Below are 22,944 nucleotides of genomic sequence, written 5' to 3'. Positions count from 1 at the left end.
CCGGCTGGCGTTCTGGCGAAGGTCAGCTCGGGCCGCGCGGCCGCCGGGCCTGGCGCAGCGCGGCAAGATCGATCCCCAGCTTGTTGACGCGGTAGTAGAAGGTCTTGCGCGGCAGGCCGAGGCTGGCAATCGCCTTGCCGACCTCGCCATCGGCAGCCAGCACCGCCTCGACGATGGCCTGGCGCTCGTAGGTCTCGAGCCGCGCGGTCAGCGACGGGCGGACCGCCTCGACCGCGGCGGGCGGCCCGGTTTCGATCAGGCCGAGCACGAACCGTTCGGCGTAGTGGACCAGTTCGCGCACGTTGCCGGGCCAGTCATGATCGTGGAGATAGTCGCGGACGGCCGCGGTCATCGGCGGGATCGGCTGGCGCAGGCGCGCGGTGATCAGGCCGACATGGTGGGCGAACAGCATCGGTATGTCCTCGCGCCGCTCGCGCAGTGGCGGCATGAACAGCCGCACCGCGGCGATCCGGTACAGCAGCGCGGGCAGGATCCCCGCCTGGGCCGGCCCCTGGGTGGTGCCGGCGGTGGCGACGATCCGCAGATCGAGCGGGATCGGGTCCTTGCTCCCGGCGGGGCGCAGCACCCGCTCCTCGGTCGCCTGGACCAGCCGGCCCTGCAATCGGGCCGAGGCCAGATCGAGATCATCGAGGATGAGAGTGCCGCGGTTGGCCGCGAGCATGCTGGAGGGGCCGCCGGGGCCAAACAGCTCGTCCTCCAGCGCATCGGGCAGGCTGGCGCAGCTGACCGACAGGCAGCGATAGCGCCGCCGCTTGCCGGCGCGGTGCAGCAGGCGGGCGAACAGCTCCTTGCCGGTGCCGGTCTCGCCTTCAATCAGGATGTCGAGATCGCTGTCGGCCAGCGCCGGGATCATTGCTCGCAATCGAGAGATCGAAGCAGAATTGCCGATCAGGACCGAGGAGTAGTCGGACAGCGCTTCGGCCTTGAGCCGGCGGTTGTCGAGCACCAGCGTGCGGGCGCGCTGGGCCCGTTCGACCGCCGCCAGCAACGCCTCGGGGGCGAAGGGTTTGGTCAGGAAGTCCCAGGCTCCGGCCTTGAGCATGTCGACCGCCATGGCCACGTCGCCGTGGCCGGTGATGAGGATCACCGGCAGCTCGGCATCCTTCTCACGCAACCGGCGAAACAGCTCGATCCCGGTCATCCCCGGCATCCGCACGTCGGCAACGACCACCCCGTCCCAGGCGTCGTCCAGCGCGGCCAGGGCATCGGCCGGGCTGCCGAAGGCGACGACATCGCACCCGCCCAGCCGCAGGAACTGGGCGGTCGACCGGCGCAGGTCCTCATCATCCTCGACCAGGGCGACACGGTTGGGGGCGGGGGCAGACATCAGGCCACCCGGACCAGCGCGACATCGAACCCGGCGCCGCTGGCGGTGTTCGCGAGCGTCAGGGTCCCGCCGAATTCCTCGACGATATCCTTGGCGATGACCAGGCCGAGCCCGAGCCCGGCGGCACGGCTGGTGACGAAGGGGGTGAACAGCTGCGGCGCGATCGCCGGGTCGATCCCGGGCCCGTTGTCGCGCAGCTGCAGGAGCACCCGGCCGGGCTCGGCCGCAATCGTCAGGTCGATCGCCGGATCGGCCCGCCCCTTCAGGGCCTCTGCGGCATTCTGCAGCAGGTTGACGATGACCTGCTCGAGCCGGACGCGCTCGCCGCGCACCCTCAGCCCAAGCTCGGCGCAGCAAATCCGCAGCGCGATCGGCGACAGCTGCTCCTTCAGGATCAGCCTGGCCCCGTCGAGCACCTCATCGAGCGAGACCGCCTCGCTGCCGGTGGCCGACTTGCGCGCGAAACCGCGAAGGTGCGCGGTCACGGCGCCGATGCGGTCGGCCAGCCGCGCGATCGCGGCAAGATTGGCGCGGGCCTCCTGCTCCTCGCCGCGGTCGAGCAGGAGGCCGGTGGCTGCGGCATAGTTGCGGATCGCTGCCACGGGCTGGGCGGTCTCATGGGCGACGCTGGCGGTGACCTGGCCGAGCGTGGCCAGCCGGTTGGCCTGCCGCAGACCCTCGCGCAGTTCGGCGGCGCGCTGCTCGGCGCCGATCCGGTCGGCGATCTCGCTGCGCAGCTCGGCGGTGCGTTCGGCCACGGCGGCCTCGAGCTGGGCGGTACGGCTGCGCCGCTGCCGTCCACGTTCGACCAGCACGGCGGCCATGCCGAACAGCACGCAGGCGACCAGCCCGGCGATCAGCTGGGTCATCCGCACTGCGGCATCAACCGTCGGCTGGAGCGGCAGCGCGAGGTTCACCTGCCAGCCCGAGGCATCGGGCGGCGTGGCAGCGACCAGGTAGCGGCGGTCCTCGCCGACCGGCACGACCTGGTTGCCCCCCAGCACGCGATAGGGCACCCGGGCAATTGCGCTCACCCCGCTGGTCTCCTCCTCGGCCCGGCGCACCCGCTCCGAGAGCGGCCGGGTGGCGGCAAACCGCCATTGTGGCCGGCTGGAGACAAGAATGACCCCATTGCGGTCGGTCACATAGGTGATCCCCTCGGCGGCGCGCCACTGGGCCTCGACGAGGTCGAACTCGAGCTTGACCACCACCACCCCGTCCTCGACCGAACGGGTCGCCAGGTAGAGCCCCGGCTTGCGGCTGACACTGCCGAGCGCGAACTGCTCACCCGTCCCTGCGCGCCGGGCATCGCGGAAGTAGGGCCGGAAGCCATAGGCCTGGCCGACGAAGCTGTTGGGCTCGCGCCAGTTGCTCGCGCCTACGGTCGTGCCATTGCGGTCGATCACGTAGATCACCGGGGCGCCCAGCTCGCGCGCCAGCCGCTCGAGCTTGGGGTTGAGGCGGCGCTGGGCCGACGCGGTGGGCGATTGCAGCGCCGCGACCACGTCGCGGTCGTCGGCAAGCGCGCGGGGCAGCAGGCGGAACCGGGCAATCTCGCTGGCCAGCAGGGCCTGACGCAGCCGGACGTCGGCGAGGGTGCGTGCCTCGAACCGGGCCAGCGCGACCCGGCGCGCCACGCTTCCGGCCACCAGGGCAATGGCCAGCGCGCAGACCAGCGCGGCGATGATCGCGATCTTGCCCGTATGCCTTACCACGCCGCAGCCATACCCCATTGTGCAGAATTCTGCACATCCCATTCATGTCTGTGTCGAAAAATGCCCAATGTTTCCCGTCGCCATCTGCCATGTGTATGATTTTGGTGATTATTATTTCGGTACGCGTGGACTTGGCGGTTCTCCGCGTCCTGCGCATCCTGCTGCCCTGCGCGGTCCCACCAGAGCGACCGCCGAGGGGATGACGCGAACCGCATGGACCACCCAGCCGCCGAGATGACGAGCCCAGCGGCCGGTACGCGGTGGTATCGCGGGCTCTATGCCCAGGTGCTTGTGGCCATTGCCGCGGGGATCGCGATCGGGCTGGTCTGGCCCGAGTTCGGCGCCCGGCTGCAGCCGCTGGGCGAAGGCTTCGTGAAGCTGGTCAAGATGATCATCGCGCCGGTGATATTCCTGACGATCGTCACCGGGATCGGGGGCCTGCAGCATGCGTCCCAGATCGGGCGGGTGGCCGGACGGGCCTTTGGCTACTTCCTCGCCGTCTCCTCGCTGGCGCTGGTCGTCGGACTGATCGTCGCCAACCTGGTCCAGCCCGGGGCGGGCATGAACATCGATCCGGCCAGCCTCGATGCCGGGGCGGTCAAGGATTTCACGGCCAAGGCGCACGAGGCGACCATTCCCGGCTTCCTGCTCGCGATCATACCCACCACGGCGCTCTCCGCGCTCACCGACGGATCGATCCTGCAGGTCCTGCTCGTGGCCATCCTGTTCGGCCTGGCCCTGGCCACCAGCGGCCCCGACGCGGCACCGATCCTCGCCGGGGCCGAGCGGCTGAGCCGCGTGGTCTTCCGCCTCGTCGCCATCCTGATGCGGGCCGCGCCGCTGGGGGCCTTCGGGGCGATGGCCTTTACCGTCGGGAAGTATGGTCCGCAGGCGCTGCTCAACCTCGGGCAGCTCGTCGCCACCTTCTATCTCACCTCGGCGTTGTTCGTCGTCGTCGTGCTGGGCACGATCGCCCGCCTCGCCGGCTTCTCGGTCTTCGCCCTGATCCGTTATCTCAAGGAAGAACTGCTGCTGGTCCTGGGGACCTCATCCTCGGAGGCCGCCCTACCCGCGCTGATGCAGAAGCTCGAACAGGCCGGCTGCGCCAAGCCGGTCGTCGGCATGGTCATCCCGACCGGCTATTCGTTCAACCTCGACGGGACCAACATCTACATGACCCTGGCCGCGCTGTTCATCGCCCAGGCCACCGGGGTGGACCTGTCGCTGGGGGACCAGATCGCGCTGCTGCTGGTCGCGATGATCAGTTCCAAGGGCGCCGCCGGGGTGACCGGCGCGGGGTTCATCACCCTCGCCGCGACCCTGTCGATCACCCCGGCGGTGCCAGTCGCCGGCATGGCCCTGATCCTCGGGGTCGATCGGTTCATGAGCGAGTGCCGCGCGCTGACCAACTGTATCGGCAATGCTGTAGCCGCGATCGTCGTGGCAGGCTGGGAGCAGGCGCTGGACCGCTCCCGCCTCGCCGCGGCGCTGGCCGGAGCACCACCGGAGCCCCTGGAGCCCCTGGAGCCAATGCCTACCGGCGCGCCCAGTCCGGCCGAATGAGACTGCACAAAGCAAGAAAAACGGGAGGTAAGGACATGACCAAGGACAAGACCATCCGCCGGGCGCTGCTGGGCGTCTCGCTGGCGGCGCTGCTCGCCCCGACCGCGGGCTGGGCCCAGGAGGCCAGCCCGGCAGCCGACACCGCCGAGGCCGGCGATCCGGGTGCGGCGGCCATCACCGTGATCGGTTCGCGCGGCAAGCCCCGCACGGATGTCGAACGACCGGTCGCCGTCGACGTGGTCTCGGGCGCCGAGCTGCGCAGCACCGGGCAGGTCGACCTCGGCCAGCAGGTGCAGTTCACCTCGCCCTCGTTCAACTCGACCAAGTTCGGCGTGAACGGCGCGACCAACTTCGCCGATCCCGCCTCGCTGCGCGGGATGTCGCCCGACCAGGTGCTGCTGCTGGTCAATGGCAAGCGGCGGCACCAGTTCTCGGCGCTCAACCTCAATGTCTCGCCCGGTCTCGGCACGGTGGTGTCCGACCTCAACGCGATCCCCAGCGGCGCGGTCCAGCGGATCGAGGTGCTGCGCGACGGCGCCGCGGCGCAATACGGGTCGGACGCGATCGCCGGCGTGATCAACCTGACGCTCAACAACGCCAGCGAGGGCGGCACGGCCAACATCACCAGCGGGCTCAACAAGGAGGGCGACGGCTTCACCATCCGCACCATGCTGAGCCAGGGCTTCAAGCTGGGCGGGAACGGCGGCTTCGTGAACTACACGCTGGAATACTTCAACACCGAGGGGACCAACCGTTCGGACCCCTACGACGGGGTGCTCTATCCCGCCACGCCGACAAACTACACCGGGCCGACCGCCAACTTCCCCTACACCACGGCCAACCCCCGCGCCGATCGCGGGGTCTATCCGCAGGGCAGCTTCGTGGTCGGCAACTATGGCCAGAACCAGAACCGGACCTACCAGGCCTTCGTCAACTCCGAGCTGCCGCTGTCCGATGCGGTCACCGCCTATCTGTTCGGCGGCTATTCACGCAAGGACATCCGGGCCTTCGGGTTCTTTCGTGCCCCGGCCACCTTCGCCAACTCGAACCTGACGATCTACCCGGACGGCTACGTCCCGATCCTGCCGGGCCGGTCGATCGACTGGTCAGTCAACGGCGGGCTCAAGGGCGAACTCGCCGGCTGGGACCTCGATCTCAGTTACGGGGTGGGCCACAATCACCTCGACCAGTGGGCCAGCAATACGGTCAACGCCTCGCTCGGCGCGGCCAGCCCGACCGAGTTCTACATCGGCCGCAGCGCCTTCACCCAGCACGTGGTGGAATTCACCGGGTCCAAGGATTTCGGCTCGGTGCTGGGCCTCGATTCGCTCAACGTCGCGATGGGCGCGCAGTGGCGGCGCGACAATTTCCAGGTCCGCCGCGGCGATCCCGCCTCCTATGCGATCGGCCCGCTCACCGCCTCGGGCAAGACCCCGGCGACCAACGGCCGCCCAGGCTATGCCCCGCAGGACGAGAACGATCTCAGCCGCCGCAACATCGGCGCCTTCATCGACGTCGAGGCCGATGTAACCGAACGGCTGCTGCTCACCGCGGCCCTGCGCTACGAAAACTACAGCGACTTCGGCGGCAACCTCTCGGGCAAGTTCGCCGGGCGCCTCAAGCTGAGCGAGAACCTCGGCCTGCGCGCCTCCTACAACCGCGGCTTCCGCGCCCCGTCGCTGGCGCAACTGGGGAACCGGGTGAACACCTCGACCGTGCAGAACGGCCTGATCCTGCAGACCCAGCAGATCTCGAGTGACAACCCGCGGCTGGCCCAACTTGGCATCGCCGATCCCAAGGCCGAGATCTCCGACAGCTTCGCCGCAGGCCTGACCGGCGATTTCGACCGGCTGACCGTCACGATCGACGCGTTCCAGATCAACATCAAGGACCGCATCGCGATCACCGACGGCATCCTGAGCGCCAATTATCCCGCGGTGGCGGCGCTGTTCCCCGGCGTGCGCGAGATCCGCTTCTTCACCAACCAGGTCGACACCCGGACCCGCGGGATCGACGTGGTGGCGACCTACCGTATCCCGTTCGACAACGGCAACCGCCTGAGCATTACCCTGGCCGGCACCCATGCCGCGACGAAGGTGCTGCGTCAGCGCGCCACGCCGGCCGCCCTGATCGCCGGAGCCACCGCAGCCAACCAGGCCGCCCCGCTGATCGGGCTGACCGCGATCGAACTGATCGAGGTGGCCCAACCGCGCACCAAGATCCTGTTCTCGTCCAACCTCGATGTGGGGGCCTTCACGCTGGGCGCGCGCGGCAGTTACTTCGGCGCGGTCAAGGCGTTCAGCACCGGGCTCAGCGCGGCCGACAGCAATGTGCGTTGCGATGCTCAGAACCGCTGCGTCCAGACCTTCTCGGGCAAGGCGCTGTTCGACCTCAACGTGACCTACCGGGTCTCCGACCGGCTGTCGCTGACCGCCGGCGGCAACAACATCTTCGACACCTATCCCGACAAGTGGAACGCCCGGCGCAACGGCTTCACCGGGGAGGCCGCGTCCTATTCGAACGGCCAGACGCCCTACACCCGCAATGCCGGCCAGTTCGGCTTCAACGGCGCCTACTACTATCTCTCGGCCAATCTCACCTTCTAGGCCCACCCTGCCTGAACCGGTGGCACTCTGCTCGGCGCCACCGGTTCCCTTTTTGGCAGGCTGGCAGTGACGCTGGTCTCCCCCGCTCCCGGCCTTGGCCTGATCCTGGTCGGCGGACTGGCAGGGGCGATCAACGCCCTGGCCGGCGGCGGCCCGATCCTCACCCTGGCGGGACTGACCGCGCTGGGGACCGATCCCAAGCTGGCCAGCATCATCTCCACCGTGGCGCTCAGCCCGGGGCAGATCGCGGCTGGATTGCGCGGCCTGCCGCTGATCCCGCCGCAACTGGGCCCTACCCGCGTCTGGTGCGCCATCGCGATAGCGCTGGTCGGCGGTGCGGGCGGCGCCGCGCTGCTGCTGGCGACCGGCGCGGTGGGCTTCCGCCGACTGATTCCCTGGCTGATCCTGGCCGCCACGGCGATCTATGCCGGCAGCGGATGGTTCGGCCGAATCGGAGAGCGCTGCGGACTGGAACGATCAGCGGCCTGCGGACCGCGCGGCGACATTGCCGTCCTTCCCGTCCTGGCCGTGCTGGCGGTCTACGGCGGCTATTTCGGCGGGGGCAACAGCTTCCTCCTGCTGGCGCTGCTGGCCGCGGCGGACTGGCGCGGCAGGTCCGGCACGGCACTCAAGAACGTGCTCGTAGCCCTGATCAACCTCGGCGCGGTGATGGTCTTGCTTGGCGCTGCCCCGCTCGACTGGCGGCTGATCGCGCCCCTGGGCTTCGGCGGCCTGATCGGCAGCCTGGCCGGGGCGACGCTGCTGGACCGTCTGCCGACCGGGGCGCTACGCCCACTGGTGATCGCGACCGGCCTCGTCACCGCGGCCTGGCTGGCGCGCGGCTGATCGCGGAGCAATCGCGCGGGGTCGACGACGAAGCGGTGCTGGCGCGCCGCTTGTGCGCGATGAGCGGCAGATCACGGCCCGCCTCGCCCGCGGGCAATGGCTGGTTGAAGCGGTGTGTTTGTGTTGAGGTCTTTTTGGTTGCGGGGGCCCGCACTGGACGGCGTACCAGCCTTTCCATCGAAGTCTGAAGATGATCAGATTAAGTCTTACAGCAGCAGGCGCTTGTGTGTTCGCTCACGCCGAAACTTGTCGCTGGCATGAGCCTAAGCGCCAGAGCCGACCGCGCCGAGATAGCCGACGTCGATTTGGCCTCGACATGGGCTTGGGAAACAACCGACCATTCACCAGACCCGCCAGTCCTTGCAAAGGGTTGGTGCAACCGTCCCTTCTCGTAAGCTGGGCCAGCGCCACGCCTTGCTCGCCGGGCGAGCACATCGAGCCGGAACGAATACAACAGACCGTCTGCGGGTCGCTACCAGCCGCCACCAATCGCGGCCTGAAGCGTGACCAGCCGGATCAGGCTCTCGCCTTGAATCAGGCTGGCCGCGATCCGCCGATCGAACGCCACCGCCCGGGCGTCGAGCAGTTGCACATAAGCGATCGTTCCATTCGCCGCCCGGACTTCTGCTGCGGCCAGCAGGGTAGCGCCTGCCCCGGCCCGCTGGCGGGCGTCCACCAGCTCCGCGCGCCACATCTGCGCGGCCTGGAGATCGTCATAGACGTCGCGCAGGGCCCCGGCGACACGCTCACGGTATTCAGCCTCCACAAGGCCTTTTTCCGCCTTGCCATGACCTACGCGGGCCCGCTGGCGCCCGCCGTCGAAGATTGGCAGGGCCAGTACCGCGCCAAGCCCGAGCACACCGCTTGCCGAGGCGAACAGCTGGCCCAGGCTGGTCGAGGCCTGGCCCTGTACGGCGGTAAGCGCGATTGGCGGCAGCCAGCCCTTGTGCACGGCCGACAGCCGGGCGTCGGCTGCCGCCACCCGCGCCTGTGCCGCGCGCAGGTCGGGCCGCCGGTCCAGCAGATCGGCCGGCAGGCCGGCAGGAATAGGCGGCATTTCGGGTAAGCCCGCGGTGTCGGCAGACCATGCCGGATCTGCTGTTTCGCTGCCGAGCAGGAAGACAAGCTGGCGGGTGGCATTGTCGCGGGCGAATTGGAGCGCCCGGGTCCGCGCTGCGGCCTGTTGCCATTGCTGGCGCGCGGCCTCGACCTCGGTCAGGCCAATCAGGCCGAGGCCTTGCCGCTGCTCGGCAATGTGGGCCACATCCTGCCGCGCGCGCGCCGCCTGCCCGGCATCCTCGGCCGCCAGGGCCGCGCTCTTGCGGGCAAACCACGCGCGGGCGGCCGCGGCTTCGATCAGCAGGGTGGCATCGGCCAGCGCGGCCTCGGCGGCGCGGACATCTTGCCGCGCGGCCTTCCTCTCGTCCGACAGCCGGCCGAGAAGGTCAAGCTCCCACGAAGCCATGGCCCGGGCGGTGAAGAGATCGCCGCTCTGGCCGGCTGCATTGACCAGCGGGCCGGAGGCATGGGCGGCCGAGGCATCGAGTCCCAGCGTGGGCCGGCCGGCGGCGGCGGTCATCCGGGCATCGGCCCGGGCCATGGCCAGCCGCGCGGCGGCCTGGGCGATGGTCGGATTGGCGGTGTGCAGCCGCGCCATAACGGCATCGAGCCCGGGATCCCCGTAGATCGACCACCAGCCCGTTCCCGCCGCGGGCAGGATCCGGTCGACGGGAGCAGATGGTGCAGGCAGGGCCTGCCCCGCATCGGCAACCGGCGCCGGACCGGCACTCGTGGCAAGAACGGGACTGGCTGCTGACACGGACAAGAGACCGGCGATTGCCAGCCCCAAGTACCTTGCCGGGTGAGCGGTCCGTGCCAGCATGCTGTGAAAGGTCGGCCGACCGGAACGAACCAGACCGGCCGCCCTTCCGACAGGATCAGAGACCCGCGCAGCGCGAGTAGTAGACGACGGTCGTCTTGGTCTTGCCGTTCTGGTTCTGCTTCTGGCCCGAAACGTCGACGGTGCTCGTGCTGCTGTCCACCGAGGTGCTGCTGGAGCCCGAACCGGCGCGCAGGTTGGTCTTGATCTTCATGAGGCATTCCTTCTGTCGTTAACGTGCCTGGGCACGGATATCCGCCGAAACAGGGGTCGGCGAATGGGGGAGAGCGGAAGCAGGCTTCCGAGCGATCCGGATGCTGCGGGCGTCGACCGCGATGGTCAGGCCGAGCAGCTGGTGGAGTTCGTCGGGCAGGAAGGGGACCGAGCGTTGGTCGGCGCCCATCAGCACGTGATAGCGATTGAGGTCCTGCAGGCTCAGCGCCCTTCCCGGCGCGGGACGATGGAGCAAGCGGCCAAGCCGGGTCTGGATCGTTTCCGCCAGCCCGAGGATACGCTGCGCCCGGCCCAGGAAATCGCCGACGATGCCAGCGAACTCCGCCGCCAGCGCGCCGCTGTCTGCTCCGAAGTGCTCTGCCGCGGCCGCGGCCAGCGCCAGCTGGGCCGCCGGGTCGATCGCCCCGGCACCGCCGATCTGCAGGGACAGGGGAAGCTCGGGCCAGTCACCCGCCACGCCGCGAGCGCAGGCGGCGAACATGTCATCGTAAACCGCCTCACGGTGCGTCCGCCAGTCTTCGCTGGCCAAAAAGGAGCGGTGGCTAAGCGCGTCAAAGTGTCCGACGAACCGCTCGGCCATCGCCGCGGCAACCGGCCGGGTGCCCCCGGCCAGAACTTCATGCAGACGGGCATAGCAGCGCGCCATGGCCGGCCACAGCGTGAAGACCGTGCCGAAGGTCTGCAAGCCCAGCAGGCCATAGTCGAGCGCTGGCTCCAGCAGATCCAGCGCGGCGGCCAGCTCGGGATCGATCATGGCGTCGAACCCGCTGCGCGGCGCGGCGCCGTCCAGCAGCACGGCGAGGAAATCCTCGATCATGAAGCGCGGACCCGCGCAGACCCCGTGTTCCGAATGGAACAGGAAATTGCGCTCGGCATAGGCCAGGATGTGCTCGGGCGTGACCGGGGCATCGGGCGCGTGCATCGGTTCGAACAGCGGCACGAACAGCATATGGTGCATGGTCATGCGCAGCCCGTCGGTCACCCGGAACAGATTGGATAGCGCCGGATGGAGATCGCCGTTGGCGGTCGGCCGGTCGAAGCGCAGCATCAGATAGCTGGGCAGCGCCAGCACGCAGACGGTCAGCCGCTCGACATGGGCGACGGTCCAGCCCTGCCGCGCTTCGGGGAAGCGTCGGAGGTAGGCTTCGCGGATCGGGCCGAGCAGCCCCATCATCTGCCGCCATTGCGCGCGCATCGCCTTCAGCGCGGTCATGTTCATCGGCTTGTCGGGCTGGTAGCGGTTGCCCGGATAGGGGCAACCGCGCCATTCGGTGGGCACCTCGGTGCGCGCCGCGGCGGGAAAGGCATTGGCCTCGCCCACATGGCGCCCGTCACGATCGAGAAACAGGTGAGCGGTGCGGAACACCGGGACGACCGTTTCCAGCCAGGCGAGATCGATCTCCGAGCCTGTCAGCTCGCGCATCAGCGATTCCGCGTCCATCCAGCTGCGCGCCCGGTCCAGCGGGGCCGGCGGCAGCGGCGAGGGCATCGGCTGGTTGTGGTGCCGCTCGGCGGCGACCGGGCAGGCGTCGGCGCGGACCAGAATGCCGGCCTGGAGCAGATCGGCCAGCATCGGCCTGGCCTCAGCCCAGTCGAGCCCGCTCCGCGTCGCCAGTTCGCCCGCGGCGAGCGGCAGGCCGGCGGTCAATGCCTCGGCCAGCGCGAAGTGGCGAGGATCGTCCCAGCTGATTTCCTGATCGCGGATGAACAGGGTGAGCAGCGGTGCCCCCCCGGCATCGTGGGTGTGCTGGAGCAGCGCGGCGCGGGCCTGCGGCAGCACGAGCACGGCGCGCGGAGACAGCGACAGGATATCCTGCCCCTCCGTCTCTGCCTCGATCCGCGTCACCACCGTCACCGCCGGCATCTCCTGCAATCCAATGCAGGCCACAACGGCCACCGACGCGGGCTTATTCCGGCAGCGCAAAAATAAAATAACCGCGGAATAAACGGCGCCCCGGCTCCGTTGACACCTCCGCGCGATCAATTCGGGGACACTCATGGCAGTATCGTTTTCGCGGACCGCGCGCGCGCTGGAGACTGAGCGCGGCCGGGGTGCCCGGGTGCTCCTGCTGGCGGCCATGGCCCTCTTCCTCGCCTGGGCCGGCTGGTTTTTCCTCGGCCGGATCAATCTCTACGAAGTATCCCGTCAGGCGCGGATCGAGGTGACCGCCGCATCGCGCACCCTGGCGGCCGAACATGGCGGACGGCTGGTGGCTTCCGGGCTCTACATCGGCCGCCGGGTCCGTGCCGGTGAGGTGCTGGCCGAACTGGATGCTGAACCGCAGAAGCTCCGGCTCGCCGAGGCCGAGGCGCGGCTGGCCGGCTATCCGGCGCGGATCGCGGCGGTGAAACAGGTGCTGTCCACCAGCCAGGCAGCGCAGGGCTATGCCGCCCGCTCGGCCGCGGCAGCGGTGGCCATGGCCCGCGCGCAGAGCCGCGCGGCGCAGGCCGATGCGGCTTTCACCGGCGATCTGGCCCGGCGCCTCGACCGCGATGCAGCGGCGGGCGGAGTCTCCCCCATCGACGCCGCGCGCTCCAGTATGGAGGCGAGCAAGGCGGCCGCAGCACGCGAAGCCTCGGTGATGGCCGAAACGCGCGTGGCCGGCGAGGTGCATGGCACCGCCGCGGGCCGTGCCGCCGCCGCGGCCGATGCCGAGGCTCAGCTCGCCGCACTGACCAGCGAGTGGAACGCCGCCTCGGCCATGGTCGAGCAGCTACGCCGCGAGCTCGACGCCCGCCGCATTCGGGCCCCGGTCGACGGGGTGATCGGCGATGTATCAGCGCTGCGATTGGGCGACGTACTCGGGGCCGGCACCCGGCTTGCCACGATCGTGCCCGGCGGCGCGCTGCGGATCGTCGCCGAGTTCAACGCCGCCCGTGGACTTGGACGCCTGACCGAGGGGCAACCCGCGCGACTGCGGCTGACTGGCTTTGCCTGGACCGAATTCGGCGACTTCCCGGCACGGGTCGAGCGGGTCGGCGCCGAGCCCAACGGCGATCTGCTCCGCGTCGAACTGCGGTTGCCGCCGGCCGGCCTGGGCGAACTGCCCCTGCGGCACGGGATGGAAGGCCAGGTCGATGTGCTGGTCGAGACGGTCTCGCCCGCTGCGCTGGTGCTGCGCACGCTGGGGCAGGCGCTGGCATGAGACAGCAGGGATGACCTGGCGGCCGGCGGCGCTGCGCAGGGCCGAGGGGCGCAGGCTCTTCGCCCCCGAGGTGGTGCAGACATCCTCGATGGATTGCGGCCCGGCCGCGCTCAAATGCCTGCTCGAGGGGCACGGGGTGCGCGTCAGCTACGGTCGGCTGCGCGAGGCCTGCCAGACCAATGTGGACGGCACCTCGATCGACGCGATCGAGGCCGTGGCCCGCCAACTCGGCATCCGCGCCGAGCAGGTGCTGGTGCCTAGCGACTTCATCTGTCTGGACGACGCCCCACGCTTCCCGGCTGTGGTGGTGGTTAATCATGCCGACACGGCCACCCATTTTGTGGTGGTCTGGGCGCGCCATGGCAATTGGCTACAGATCATGGACCCCGCTGTCGGCCGGCGCTGGGTGTCGCAGCGCGAGTTCGAGGAGAGCGTGTTCACCCACCGCCAGTCGGTGCTGGCGCCCGACTGGCGCGACTGGTGCGACAGCGAGGATTTCCGCGGTCCGATGGCCGCGCGGATGGCCGCGCTGGGGCTGGACGAGACAGCGGCTGCGGCGCTGCTGGCCGAGGCGACTGCGGACCCGGGCTGGTTTGGCTGCGGCGCGCTCGATGCGGCGGTGCGACTGTGCCGCGCGCTGGTCGCCGCCGACGGGCTGGCGCGCGGCACCGAGGCCGCGCGGGTGCTGCGCGCGCTGTTCCGCGACACCACAGCCAGCGGGCACCACATCTTCGCGATCATCCCGCCCGAATACTGGTCGGCCCTGCCGGATATCACCAACACCGATCCCACCTGCGAGATGCTGGTCATCCGCGGCGGGGTGATGCTCAAGACCGCCGGGCACGATGCGGCCGCGGCTGATGCCGCACAGGCCGTGCTTCCTCCCGAACTCGCCGCGGCACTGACCGAGCCAACAGTACGGCCGATGGCGCGGGTCTGGGCCATGCTCCGCGCCGATCCGGCCTTCCGCCCTGCCCTGCCGGTGCTGGCTGTGCTGGGTCAGGGGCTGGCGGTGCTGGGCCAGGCGCTTGTGTTCCGCGGCCTGATCGAGGTGGCGCAGCAGCTCCAACTCCCGCTCCAGCGAGTCGCGGCGCTGGTCGCGATCCTGCTGCTGGCGCTGATGACTGGGCTGCTCGACCTGGGGCTCGCAGCCATGGCGATCGGTCAGGGCCGGCGGCTGGAAGCGCGGCTGCGCGGTGCGATCCTGGCCAAGCTGCCGCGCCTGCGCGACCGCTATTTCCAGAGCCGACCGATTACCGACATGGCTGACCGCAGCCACGCGATCCATCTGGTGCGCGGCCTGCCCGCGCTGGTGGTGCAGGCCGCGCAGGCGGTGAGCGATCTGGCCTTCACCCTGCTCGCGCTCGCCTGGATTGCCCCGGCCAGCCTCGGCTGGGCGCTGGCGCTGTCGATCGTTGCGGGCGCCGTGCCGCTGCTGGTCCAGCCGCTGCTCAACGAGCGCGATCTGGCCGTGCGCAATCACGGCGGCGCGCTGCACGGGTTCTTCCTTGATGCCCTGCTCGGCCTGGCCCCGATCCGCGCGCACCGCGCCCAGCGCGCGATCGCGCGCCAGCACGAGAGCCTGCTGGTCGAATGGGCCGGCGCCGCACGCGGACTGGCGCGCTGGTCGGTAGTGAGCGAGGGCGTGCAGGCGCTGTTGACGTTGGGCCTCGCAGCGGCCCTGTTGACCTCGCACTTTGCCGATAGAGGCGGCATCCGCGGCACCGACCTGCTGCTCGTGTTCTGGGTGCTGCGCCTGCCCGGCGCGGCCCAGCGGCTCGCCGGTCTGGCGCGCAGCTATCCGGCGATGCGCAATGCGCTGCTGCGGCAGCTCGAACCGCTCGACGCGCCCGACGAGGACGCGGCCGCCGCGCGGCAAGCGGCCGCGCCTGCCGCGACAGGACCGGCCCGCATCGCGATCACCGGGGGGCAGGTTGTGGCCGGCGGCCATGCCATCCTGCGCGATGTCACCCTCACCATCGCGCCGGGCGAGCATGTCGCAATCGTTGGCCGCTCGGGCGCAGGCAAGTCATCCTTGCTTGGTCTGCTGCTCGGCTGGCACCAGCTGGCCTCCGGCGAGCTGCTGGTCGATGGCCTGCCGCTCGGCGCCGAGCGGCTCGCCGCGCTGCGGCTGGAAACGGCCTGGGTCGATCCGCAGGTGCAGGTGTGGAACCGCACCCTGCTCGACAATCTGACCTATGCGGTGGACGGGCAGGACCTCTCGCGGGTCCGCGAGCTGGTCGAGGCCTCGGGTCTGATGGGCGTCTCGACCCGCCTGCCGCAGGGGCTGCAGAGCCCATTGGGCGAGGGCGGCGCGCTGTTATCGGGCGGTGAGGGCCAGCGGGTTCGGCTGGGCCGGGCGCTGCTCTCGCGCTCCTCGCGGCTGGCCCTGCTGGACGAGCCGTTCCGCGGGCTGGATCGGGAGCAGCGCCGCCACCTTCTCGCATCGGCGCGCAGCTGGTGGGGCCAGACGACCCTGCTCTGTGTGTCGCACGACATCGCCGAGACGCTGGACTTTCCGCGCGTTCTGGTGATCGAGGACGGCCGTATCGCCGAGGATGGCTGCCCGGCTGACCTCGCTCGCGGCCAGACCCGCTACCGGGCGCTGCTGGAGAGCGAACTTCGCATCCGGCACGATCGCTGGTCAGGCCATGATTGGCGGCGCTGGCAAGTATCGGGCGGAACCGTGACCGAGCAGGGCTCGGCGTCCTGAATGCCTGGCGAGGCTTTCCTCGATGCTGCCTGGTGGCCGCTGACCGCTTTGGCCGAGGCGCTGGAAGCGCTGGCCGGCGCGCATGGGCTGGCCCCGGCGACACCGGTCGACAGTGCAGCCGGCGACAATCCGCCCGCGGACGAGCTGCTGAACGACTGGCTTCACTGGGCCGCGGCACGGTGTGACCTGGAGGCCGTGCCCGTCCAGACCCCGGTGCGCGAACTGCGCGCCTTTATGCTCCACGGCGCCCCGGCCATCGTCCGCCTGGATCGCGGCTGTGAGCGCGGCTTTCTGGCCCTGACCGGCCAACGCGGCGGCCAGCCGTTGTTCCTGACCCCACCCGGCCAACGCCTGCGGATCCGCTGCGAAACCGTCGAGGCCCTGCTGATCCGCGAGCTGGTCGAACCGCTCCAGCCCGAGATCGTGCGGGTGCTCGACGCCGCCGGGATCACCCCGACGCGCCGGGCGCGGGTGAGTACGGCCATGGTCTGCGAGCGGATCGGCGGTGAACCCGTGGGCGGGCTTACCCTCCTGCGCCTTCCGCCAGGAGCCGCATTTACCCGGCAGGCCCGGCAGGCGGGTCTCCACCTCCGGCTCTCCCAGATCGTCGGCCTGTTCGTGCTGCTCTACGGGGCCGAGCTGTGGAGCTGGCAGCTGATCGGCGGGGCGACGATCAACGGCAGGCTCGACTGGGGTTGGCTGGCGGCCTGGGCGCTGCTGGCCTTCACCATGCTGCCCGGCCGGCTGCTGGCGGGCTGGGTGGAATCCTTGTTCGCGCTCGATTTCGGCCGGCTGCTCAAGGCGCGCCTGCTGGCCGGCGCGCTGGCCCTGCCGCCCGACGCGGTGAAGCGGCGCGGCGTAGGCGCGATGATCGGGCAGGTGATGGAGGCCCAGGCGCTGGAGGGCATGGCGCTGGCCGGCACCTTCGGCGTGCTAGTGGGAATGATCGAACTTGGCTTTGCCGCTTGGGTCCTGCGGCTCGGTGCAGCGCCGGTGCTGCACACCGCGCTGCTGGCCCTGTTCGCCGCGCTGACGATCCTGCTTGGCCTGCACTTTCATCGCCGCATCATGGCCTGGACGAGGCAGCGGCTGGGCCTAACGGACTATCTGGTCGAGGCGATGATCGGCCACCGCACCCGGCTGGCGCAGGAGCGTCCGCCGCGGCGCGACGCCACCGAGGATGCCCTGCAAGCCAGCTACTTCGGCACTGCGCAGCAGATGGACAGTGCCACACTGCAGTTCGGATCGGGTCTAGGCCTCGCCTGGAACCTGCTGGGGCTGGCCGCGCTGGCGCCGGCGTTGGCCGGTGCCGCCCCGCCCGGTGCAAGTGCCCTGGCTATCAGTCTGGGCGGCCTGATGCTGGCCCAGCGCGCGCTCGGCGGGATCGGCGGGGGCCTGTCCAACCTGTCTCGCGCGCGCTTCGCCTGGCGTGAGGTCGCCACGATTTTCCGCGCCGGGCTTCGGCCCGAACGCCCCGGTCTGCCGGTCGATCCACGCGCCCCGAAGTCTGCCGTTCAGGGCCCCGTGCTCGAAGTGCGCGGCCTGCGCTATCGCCACGAGGGCGCGAGCACGCCGGTGTTGCAGGGCGTGGACCTGGCCATTGCCGCGGGCGACCGGATCCTGATCGAAGGCCCTTCGGGCGGAGGGAAATCGACACTGGCCAATGTGCTAACGGGCCTACGACCCGCGCAGCAAGGGCTGCTGCTGCTCGACGGGCTCGATCCGCCCACGCTGGGCGACAGCTGGCATGCCCGCATCACCGCTGCACCCCAGTTCCACGAAAATCACATCCTGTCGGGCACGCTGGCTTTCAACCTGCTGATGGGCAGGCAGTGGCCGCCAAGCGAAGCCGATCTGGCCGAGGCCCACGAGGTCTGTGAAGAACTTGGCCTGGGCGACCTGCTGCGCCGCATGCCGGGCGGGCTGCACCAGCGGGTCGGCGAGACGGGCTGGCAGCTGTCCCACGGCGAGCGCAGCCGGGTATTCCTGGCCCGCGCCCTGCTGCAACGGGCAGCGGTGACGATCCTGGACGAAAGCTTTGCCTCACTCGACCCGGCCACGATGGACCGCTGCCTCGATACGGCCCTGAAGCGGGCGGAAACGCTGGTGGTGATAGCCCACCCCTGATGGGCTCGCGGCGGCGTCAGGGATAGGCAATCGCTTCGGGCTCGGGCGGGGACCAGGCGGCCCAGTCGAAATCGGCCGCACCACGCCTGAAATGCAGCACGGCCCAGTCCATCGCGCCCATGAGCTGGTCAGGCGTAGCGACGGAGCAGCGCTCCGCAATATCGCGTTGGACCGCATCCGCAGTCTGCCCCAGCACGGCGATGTGGCGATCTGAAAGGAAGGCCCGGGCGAACCCCTCCCCCATCGGCCGCTCTTGCCGGAAGAGGCTGATCCCGGCCCCGGCGATGGGCGTGCTGCCCGCGCGCGCATGGGCGGGATCGTGGCGCTCCACATCGGGCGCATCAAGCGCGCCGAACAGCAGAGCCAGCCGCCGGAAGAGCGGCCGCACCTGTTCGGCAAAGGGCACGGCTAGCTTGTCGCCCAGCGGCGTGCGGTTGCCCAGGATATGCGCCAGGGGGTGGCTTTCGGGCAGGTCCATCGCGGCGTGAATCACGAAGAAGCTGCCCGCAGCGGCCAGTGTGCGGCACACCCCCTTGCACACCGCGACATCGTCCAGCCAGTGCAGCGCCTGCGATACGGTGATCACATCGAAGCTGGCATCCAGCTGGACCAGCCGGTTGCAGCTTTCATTGATCGCGCCGAGTGCCAGCCCGCGCCGCTTCGCCTCGGCGCGGGCGGCGGCAACAAAGCCGCGCGACAGCTCCATCACGCTCACGTGCGGCGTATGCTCGGCCAGCGCCAGGGCCAGGCTGCCCGGCCCCGAGGCGAGATCGAGCACGCGGCTCTGGCCGCCAATTCCGCCCGCCCGGCGCAGGTGCCCGACCAACCCTGTCGGAAAGGGCCGGTGTACGAGATAGTCGCGTGCCATCGCCTTGCCATAGCGTGACAACTCTCCGGCCGGCGCGATCAACACCCCGGCCGCCACCATCCCCGCAATCGCGCGATCGATCCGCTTCTGCTCACCCAACGGATCGGCCGCGGGGCGCAGGGCCAGCAGCGCCTTCATCGCCTCTTCCACCGGCACGCCGCCTTTGCGGCCGAACAGGGCGAACAGCAGGCGCTCGCGTTCGCACAGCCAGTACTGCGGGTAGGGCTCAACCTCGCCCACCACATAGGCGCTGCCGTTGGCCGCTTGGCACAGGGAGAAGTTGGGTGAAGCGGTCAGCCGGGCGACGGCGGGCATAAGAGTCACTCAGGTTCCGGAACTGGTTTGCGCCTGTCTACAACGATCCTGTGTGCCGATTATTCTCCCGCACCGGCCTTCGTTACCAACCCAGCCCGACTTTTGAACAACCTGAGAATAATTCCGTTTGCGATCCGTTGGTGGCAATGGAGGTTTGATGACCGGACCCGTAACCGAACCTGCTAAGGACGAGCTGCGCGGCCGCATCGTCGCTTTCCTGCCCAGGCTGCGGCGCTTCTGCCGCGGCCTGGCGGGGGGCGACGGCGATCGCGGGGACGACCTGCTGCAGGCGGCGGTTGAGCGGGCCCTGTCGCGGCTGGACCAGTGGCAACCGGGCACCAGCCTGGAAAACTGGATCTTCAAGCTGACCACGAACCTCCACATCGACCAGATCCGCAGCCAGCGGGCGCGCGGGATCGCGGTCGAGCTGGAGGAAGCCTTTGAGCTTCCCGGTGAGAACGAACTGGAGCGGCTGGAATTTCGCTCCGAACTGGAAGCGGTGCGCGCGGCCCTCACCGCGATGCCGCCGGACCTGAGGAACGTGATGACGGCCGTGGTACTGGACGGGCACAGCTATCGGGATGCCGCGGAGCTGCTGGCCGTGCCGATCGGTACCGTAATGAGCCGGCTGGCGCGGGCCCGACAGTTTGTGGAAGTCTATGTCCGGCGCGGGCCGGAAAGGATGGTGGCCGCATGAACGGCAAGGAACGACCCACGGATCAGGATGCGCAGCAGGCGCGCCTGTCTGCCTGGCTGGACGGTGAACTCGACAAGGAAGGAGCGGACAGCATGAGCGCCCTGATCTCGACCGACGAGTCCCTCGCCGGCCGTGCCGAACGAATGCAGCGGATCGATGCACTGGTTCGCGCAGCCGTGCCGGAAGAAGATGTGCCGGCCGAGCTGTTGCAGCGGCTGGGCCTGGCCCCGAGCACGCCAACCACAGAGGTCGTCGATCTGGCCGTGGCCCGCCGCGAGCGCAGCCTTTCGGCCACCCCGGCTGCAGCGCAGCGGCAGTGGTCGGGACCGGCGCTTTGGCGGATCGCCGCGCAAGTACTGGTCATCGGCGGCGTCGGCCTGGGGGCCGCGCTGTGGCTGACCCCGGGCGAGCATCAGGCCGAGCCAGCGGCGGCCTATCGTACACTGAGCAATGCCCCGCGCGCGGCGCAGTCCGCCGCGCCGGTGGTCAATGCCGTGATCGTGTTCGCGAACGGCACCGATTCCGCCGCAGTGCAGCAGCTTGCGGCTACGGCCGGAGCGCGGCTGGTGGGGCCGCCCAACGGCGCCGGCGCGTGGAAGGCGAGCATTGCACCGGGCCGACGCGACGCCGTGCTTGATGCGCTGCGCCGCGACCGCCGGGTTACCATGGCCGAGCCGCTGGATGGGGCCACGCCATGACCCGGGTCCGGTTGCTGCCGCGCGGGGACGTGGCAATTGCCTTGACGCTCTGTCTGGTGCTGGCCGTCTCGCTGGTTCTTCCCGGCGCTGCGCGAGCCGATATGCCTGCGGCCGGACCATCGGCCGCCACCGACTCGACCCTGCGCGCGCCAGCGCCGGCCCCGGCCACCAGGCGGCGGGTGATGGTTATGCTCGACATCGGCCCCGACCACCTGCGCGCCGGCGGCGACTATTCAGGCCCCTATGGAGATGTGATGGGCGAGCAGGCGCGGCTGCGCACAGCACGCAAGATCGCCCGCGAACATGGGCTGACCGTGCTGGAAAGCTGGCCTATGCAGCTGATCGGCGTGGACTGCGTGATCATGGCGATCAACGATACGCGGTCGGTCGAGGCCGTGGCGCGCGAGATATCCGGCTTGCCCGGCGTCGCCTGGTCACAGCCGCTCAACGAATATTCGATGCAGGGCCGAACCGCGCCGAACGCCCGCCCGGCTGCAGGTTACAACGATCGGCTGTTCTCCGCGCAACCGGTGGCGGGTCGCTGGCGACTGGCCAGCATGCACCGCATCGCGACCGGCAAGGGCGTGACCATCGCGATCGTCGACAGCCGGATCGATACCGGCCATCCCGATCTGGTTGGCAAGATCGCCGCCTCGCCCGATTTTGCCACCGGCGAGCAGCATCAGGCCGAGCGCCACGGCACGGGCGTGGCCGGGATCATCGCCGCCCGCCCGAATAATGCGATGGGCATCGCCGGCATCGCCCCGGGCGCCCGGGTGCTGGGGCTGCGCGCCTGCTGGGAGCGGCCCTGGGGCGGCGCCACCGTGTGCGATTCGCTCAGCCTGGCCAAGGCCCTCACCTATGCGCTGGAAAATCATGCTGACGTCATCAACCTCAGCCTGACCGGGCCGCCCGACCGCCTGCTCCAGTCGCTGATCGAACTGGGCCTGCGCCGCGGGATCACCATCGTGGCCGCGGTCGATGCGTCGCGACCCGCCGCGAGTTTCCCGGCATTCGTCGCCGGCGTGATCCCGGTGGCGGACGGAGGCTTGCCGGCCGGAAGCCCATCTGTCTACATAGCGCCGGGTCAGGACGTTCCGACAACGGAGCCGGGGGGCAAATGGGAATTGGTCAGCGGCAGTTCGTTCGCCGCCGCGCATGTGTCGGGGCTGGCTGCCCTGCTCCGCGAACTCGCCGGCGGGCAGGCACATCACGTTCCGGCCGCGGCTTGGCTCGGACCGCGCGGCACGATCGATGCCTGCGCCGCGATCGCCAGGTTGTCACCGCTTGAACGGGGCGATTGCACCCAGCGGCCCTAGCCGCCAGAGCTTGAACCGCTGGCGCCGCGTGGTGCTGGCTGGGATGCTGATCGCCGTCAATGCTTGCCCCACCCCCGCCAGCGCCCAGTTGGCCGGCACGCTGTCGCTCGCGTCGAACCAGATGTTTCGCGGCGAAAGCGTCAGCCGCGATGGACCGACCGTCTCGCTGGGGCTCAACCTGGACAGCCCCGAGGGCTTCTATCTGGGGGCCAGCGCCAGCGTTGCGGTCAACGGCGATGCGGCGCGGGTGAGCACCGCCGAACAGTATGCCGGCTTTGCCCGGCGGATCGGCGAGACCTCGATCGAGATCGGCGCGATCCACCGCAGCTACGAGCGGGTGATCGATGAGGACTACCGGCGCGGCTTTTTCGAAGGCTATGTGGGGATCGTCCACCGCCGGCTGCGCGCGCGGCTCTATGTCTCGCCCGACTACCTGCGCAGCGGCCCGCCCACCTATTATGTCGACCTCAATGCGCGGCTCCTGTCCCTAGGGCCGTGGAGCCTCGAGGGTCATGGCGGGCTCTCGCTGATCCCCGCCTTGCAACCTGACGGCAGCCGCAAGCTGGACCGGTTCCAGGACTGGCGCCTGCAGGTCAGCCGCCCGGTGGAACGGCTGCTGGTCTCCACGGGGGTGAGCGCGACCAACTACCCGGTCTACAGCGAGAGCGGCCGGATCAGGGCCTATGCGGCAGTGATGGTCGCCTTCTAACGGGAGGGCGTGTTGACGGGCGATGTTTGAATGCTTGGTTGCGGGGGCAGGATTTGAACCTGCGACCTTCAGGTTATGAGCCTGACGAGCTACCGGGCTGCTCCACCCCGCGTCACCAAAGGGGGCTGATTGGTTCAGCCCGAAGTTCCGGCGTGGTTGTG

General features: G+C 69.8%; 16 protein-coding genes and 1 tRNA gene. 10 read left to right on the top strand and 7 right to left on the bottom strand.

Features of this window, described 5'->3' with window-relative positions:
* Positions 1–22: 22 nt before the first annotated feature.
* A complete protein-coding gene (locus H7F53_RS11015) occupies positions 23–1,348 on the bottom strand; it encodes a sigma-54-dependent transcriptional regulator (protein ID WP_185679542.1) in 1,326 nt (441 codons plus the stop codon).
* A complete protein-coding gene (locus H7F53_RS11010) occupies positions 1,348–3,063 on the bottom strand; it encodes a sensor histidine kinase (protein ID WP_343062026.1) in 1,716 nt (571 codons plus the stop codon). The genes H7F53_RS11015 and H7F53_RS11010 overlap by 1 nt, the downstream gene beginning before the upstream one ends.
* Before the next feature lie 234 nt (positions 3,064–3,297).
* On the opposite strand from H7F53_RS11010, the gene H7F53_RS11005 reads away from it, so the two are divergent.
* The 3 genes from H7F53_RS11005 (at position 3,298) to H7F53_RS10995 (ending at position 8,078) form a co-directional block, all read left to right on the top strand.
* The gene (locus H7F53_RS11005) at positions 3,298–4,626 is read left to right on the top strand and encodes a dicarboxylate/amino acid:cation symporter (RefSeq protein ID WP_185679540.1); all 1,329 of its coding nucleotides are present in this window, start codon (positions 3,298–3,300) and stop codon (positions 4,624–4,626) included.
* Positions 4,627–4,661: 35 nt separating this feature from the next.
* Entirely contained in the window at positions 4,662–7,232 is a 2,571-nt protein-coding gene (locus H7F53_RS11000) for a TonB-dependent receptor plug domain-containing protein (protein ID WP_185679539.1), read from the top strand.
* Positions 7,233–7,298: 66 nt separating this feature from the next.
* Entirely contained in the window at positions 7,299–8,078 is a 780-nt protein-coding gene (locus H7F53_RS10995) for a TSUP family transporter (protein WP_185679538.1), read from the top strand.
* 472 nt (positions 8,079–8,550) lie between these two features.
* On the opposite strand, the gene H7F53_RS10990 is transcribed toward H7F53_RS10995, so the two are convergent.
* The 3 genes from H7F53_RS10990 to H7F53_RS10980 form a co-directional block, all read right to left on the bottom strand.
* Positions 8,551–9,897, bottom strand: a complete 1,347-nt coding sequence (locus H7F53_RS10990; RefSeq protein WP_185679537.1) for an efflux transporter outer membrane subunit — start codon at positions 9,895–9,897, stop codon at positions 8,551–8,553.
* Positions 9,898–10,015: 118 nt separating this feature from the next.
* Positions 10,016–10,171, bottom strand: a complete 156-nt coding sequence (locus tag H7F53_RS10985; protein WP_185679536.1) for a hypothetical protein — start codon at positions 10,169–10,171, stop codon at positions 10,016–10,018.
* Between the two features lie 18 nt (positions 10,172–10,189).
* On the bottom strand, positions 10,190–12,046 hold the full coding sequence (locus H7F53_RS10980) for a hypothetical protein (protein ID WP_185679535.1): 1,857 nt from the start codon (positions 12,044–12,046) through the stop codon (positions 10,190–10,192).
* A gap of 142 nt (positions 12,047–12,188) precedes the next feature.
* On the opposite strand from H7F53_RS10980, the gene H7F53_RS10975 reads away from it, so the two are divergent.
* The 3 genes from H7F53_RS10975 to H7F53_RS10965 are packed head-to-tail and all read left to right on the top strand — an operon-like array spanning position 12,189 to position 18,177.
* Positions 12,189–13,337 (top strand): HlyD family secretion protein, encoded by a 1,149-nt coding sequence (locus H7F53_RS10975; RefSeq protein ID WP_185679534.1) that lies wholly within the window; start codon positions 12,189–12,191, stop codon positions 13,335–13,337.
* A gap of 10 nt (positions 13,338–13,347) precedes the next feature.
* Positions 13,348–16,050 carry a cysteine peptidase family C39 domain-containing protein gene (locus H7F53_RS17825; protein ID WP_185679533.1) on the top strand — a complete coding sequence of 901 codons (2,703 nt, stop codon included), beginning with the start codon at positions 13,348–13,350 and terminating at the stop codon, positions 16,048–16,050.
* Positions 16,051–18,177: an ATP-binding cassette domain-containing protein gene (locus H7F53_RS10965; protein WP_185679532.1), complete on the top strand. Its 2,127-nt coding sequence runs from the start codon at positions 16,051–16,053 to the stop codon at positions 18,175–18,177.
* 16 nt (positions 18,178–18,193) lie between these two features.
* Here H7F53_RS10965 and H7F53_RS10960 read toward each other — a convergent pair whose 3' ends face one another.
* Positions 18,194–19,360: a class I SAM-dependent methyltransferase gene (locus tag H7F53_RS10960; protein ID WP_246438840.1), complete on the bottom strand. Its 1,167-nt coding sequence runs from the start codon at positions 19,358–19,360 to the stop codon at positions 18,194–18,196.
* Positions 19,361–19,517: 157 nt separating this feature from the next.
* On the opposite strand from H7F53_RS10960, the gene H7F53_RS10955 reads away from it, so the two are divergent.
* The 4 genes from H7F53_RS10955 to H7F53_RS10940 are packed head-to-tail and all read left to right on the top strand — an operon-like array spanning position 19,518 to position 22,783.
* Positions 19,518–20,057, top strand: coding sequence for an RNA polymerase sigma factor (locus H7F53_RS10955; protein ID WP_185679530.1), 540 nt, complete (start codon positions 19,518–19,520; stop codon positions 20,055–20,057).
* Positions 20,054–20,755 (top strand): anti-sigma factor family protein, encoded by a 702-nt coding sequence (locus tag H7F53_RS10950; protein WP_185679529.1) that lies wholly within the window; start codon positions 20,054–20,056, stop codon positions 20,753–20,755. Before H7F53_RS10955 ends, H7F53_RS10950 begins: the two co-directional genes overlap by 4 nt.
* A gap of 29 nt (positions 20,756–20,784) precedes the next feature.
* Positions 20,785–22,074 carry a S8 family serine peptidase gene (locus tag H7F53_RS17915; RefSeq protein WP_185679528.1) on the top strand — a complete coding sequence of 430 codons (1,290 nt, stop codon included), beginning with the start codon at positions 20,785–20,787 and terminating at the stop codon, positions 22,072–22,074.
* Between the two features lie 10 nt (positions 22,075–22,084).
* A complete protein-coding gene (locus H7F53_RS10940; RefSeq protein ID WP_185679527.1) occupies positions 22,085–22,783 on the top strand; it encodes a TorF family putative porin in 699 nt (232 codons plus the stop codon).
* 35 nt (positions 22,784–22,818) lie between these two features.
* On the opposite strand, the gene H7F53_RS10935 is transcribed toward H7F53_RS10940, so the two are convergent.
* A tRNA-Met gene (locus H7F53_RS10935) sits at positions 22,819–22,895 on the bottom strand.
* Positions 22,896–22,944: the final 49 nt, after the last annotated feature.

It is taken from the genome of Novosphingobium piscinae, from assembly GCF_014230355.1.
GTDB lineage: Bacteria > Pseudomonadota > Alphaproteobacteria > Sphingomonadales > Sphingomonadaceae > Novosphingobium > Novosphingobium piscinae.
Note: the sequence above shows the minus strand (reverse complement) of the source record. Positions and strands in the feature narration are given on the sequence as shown.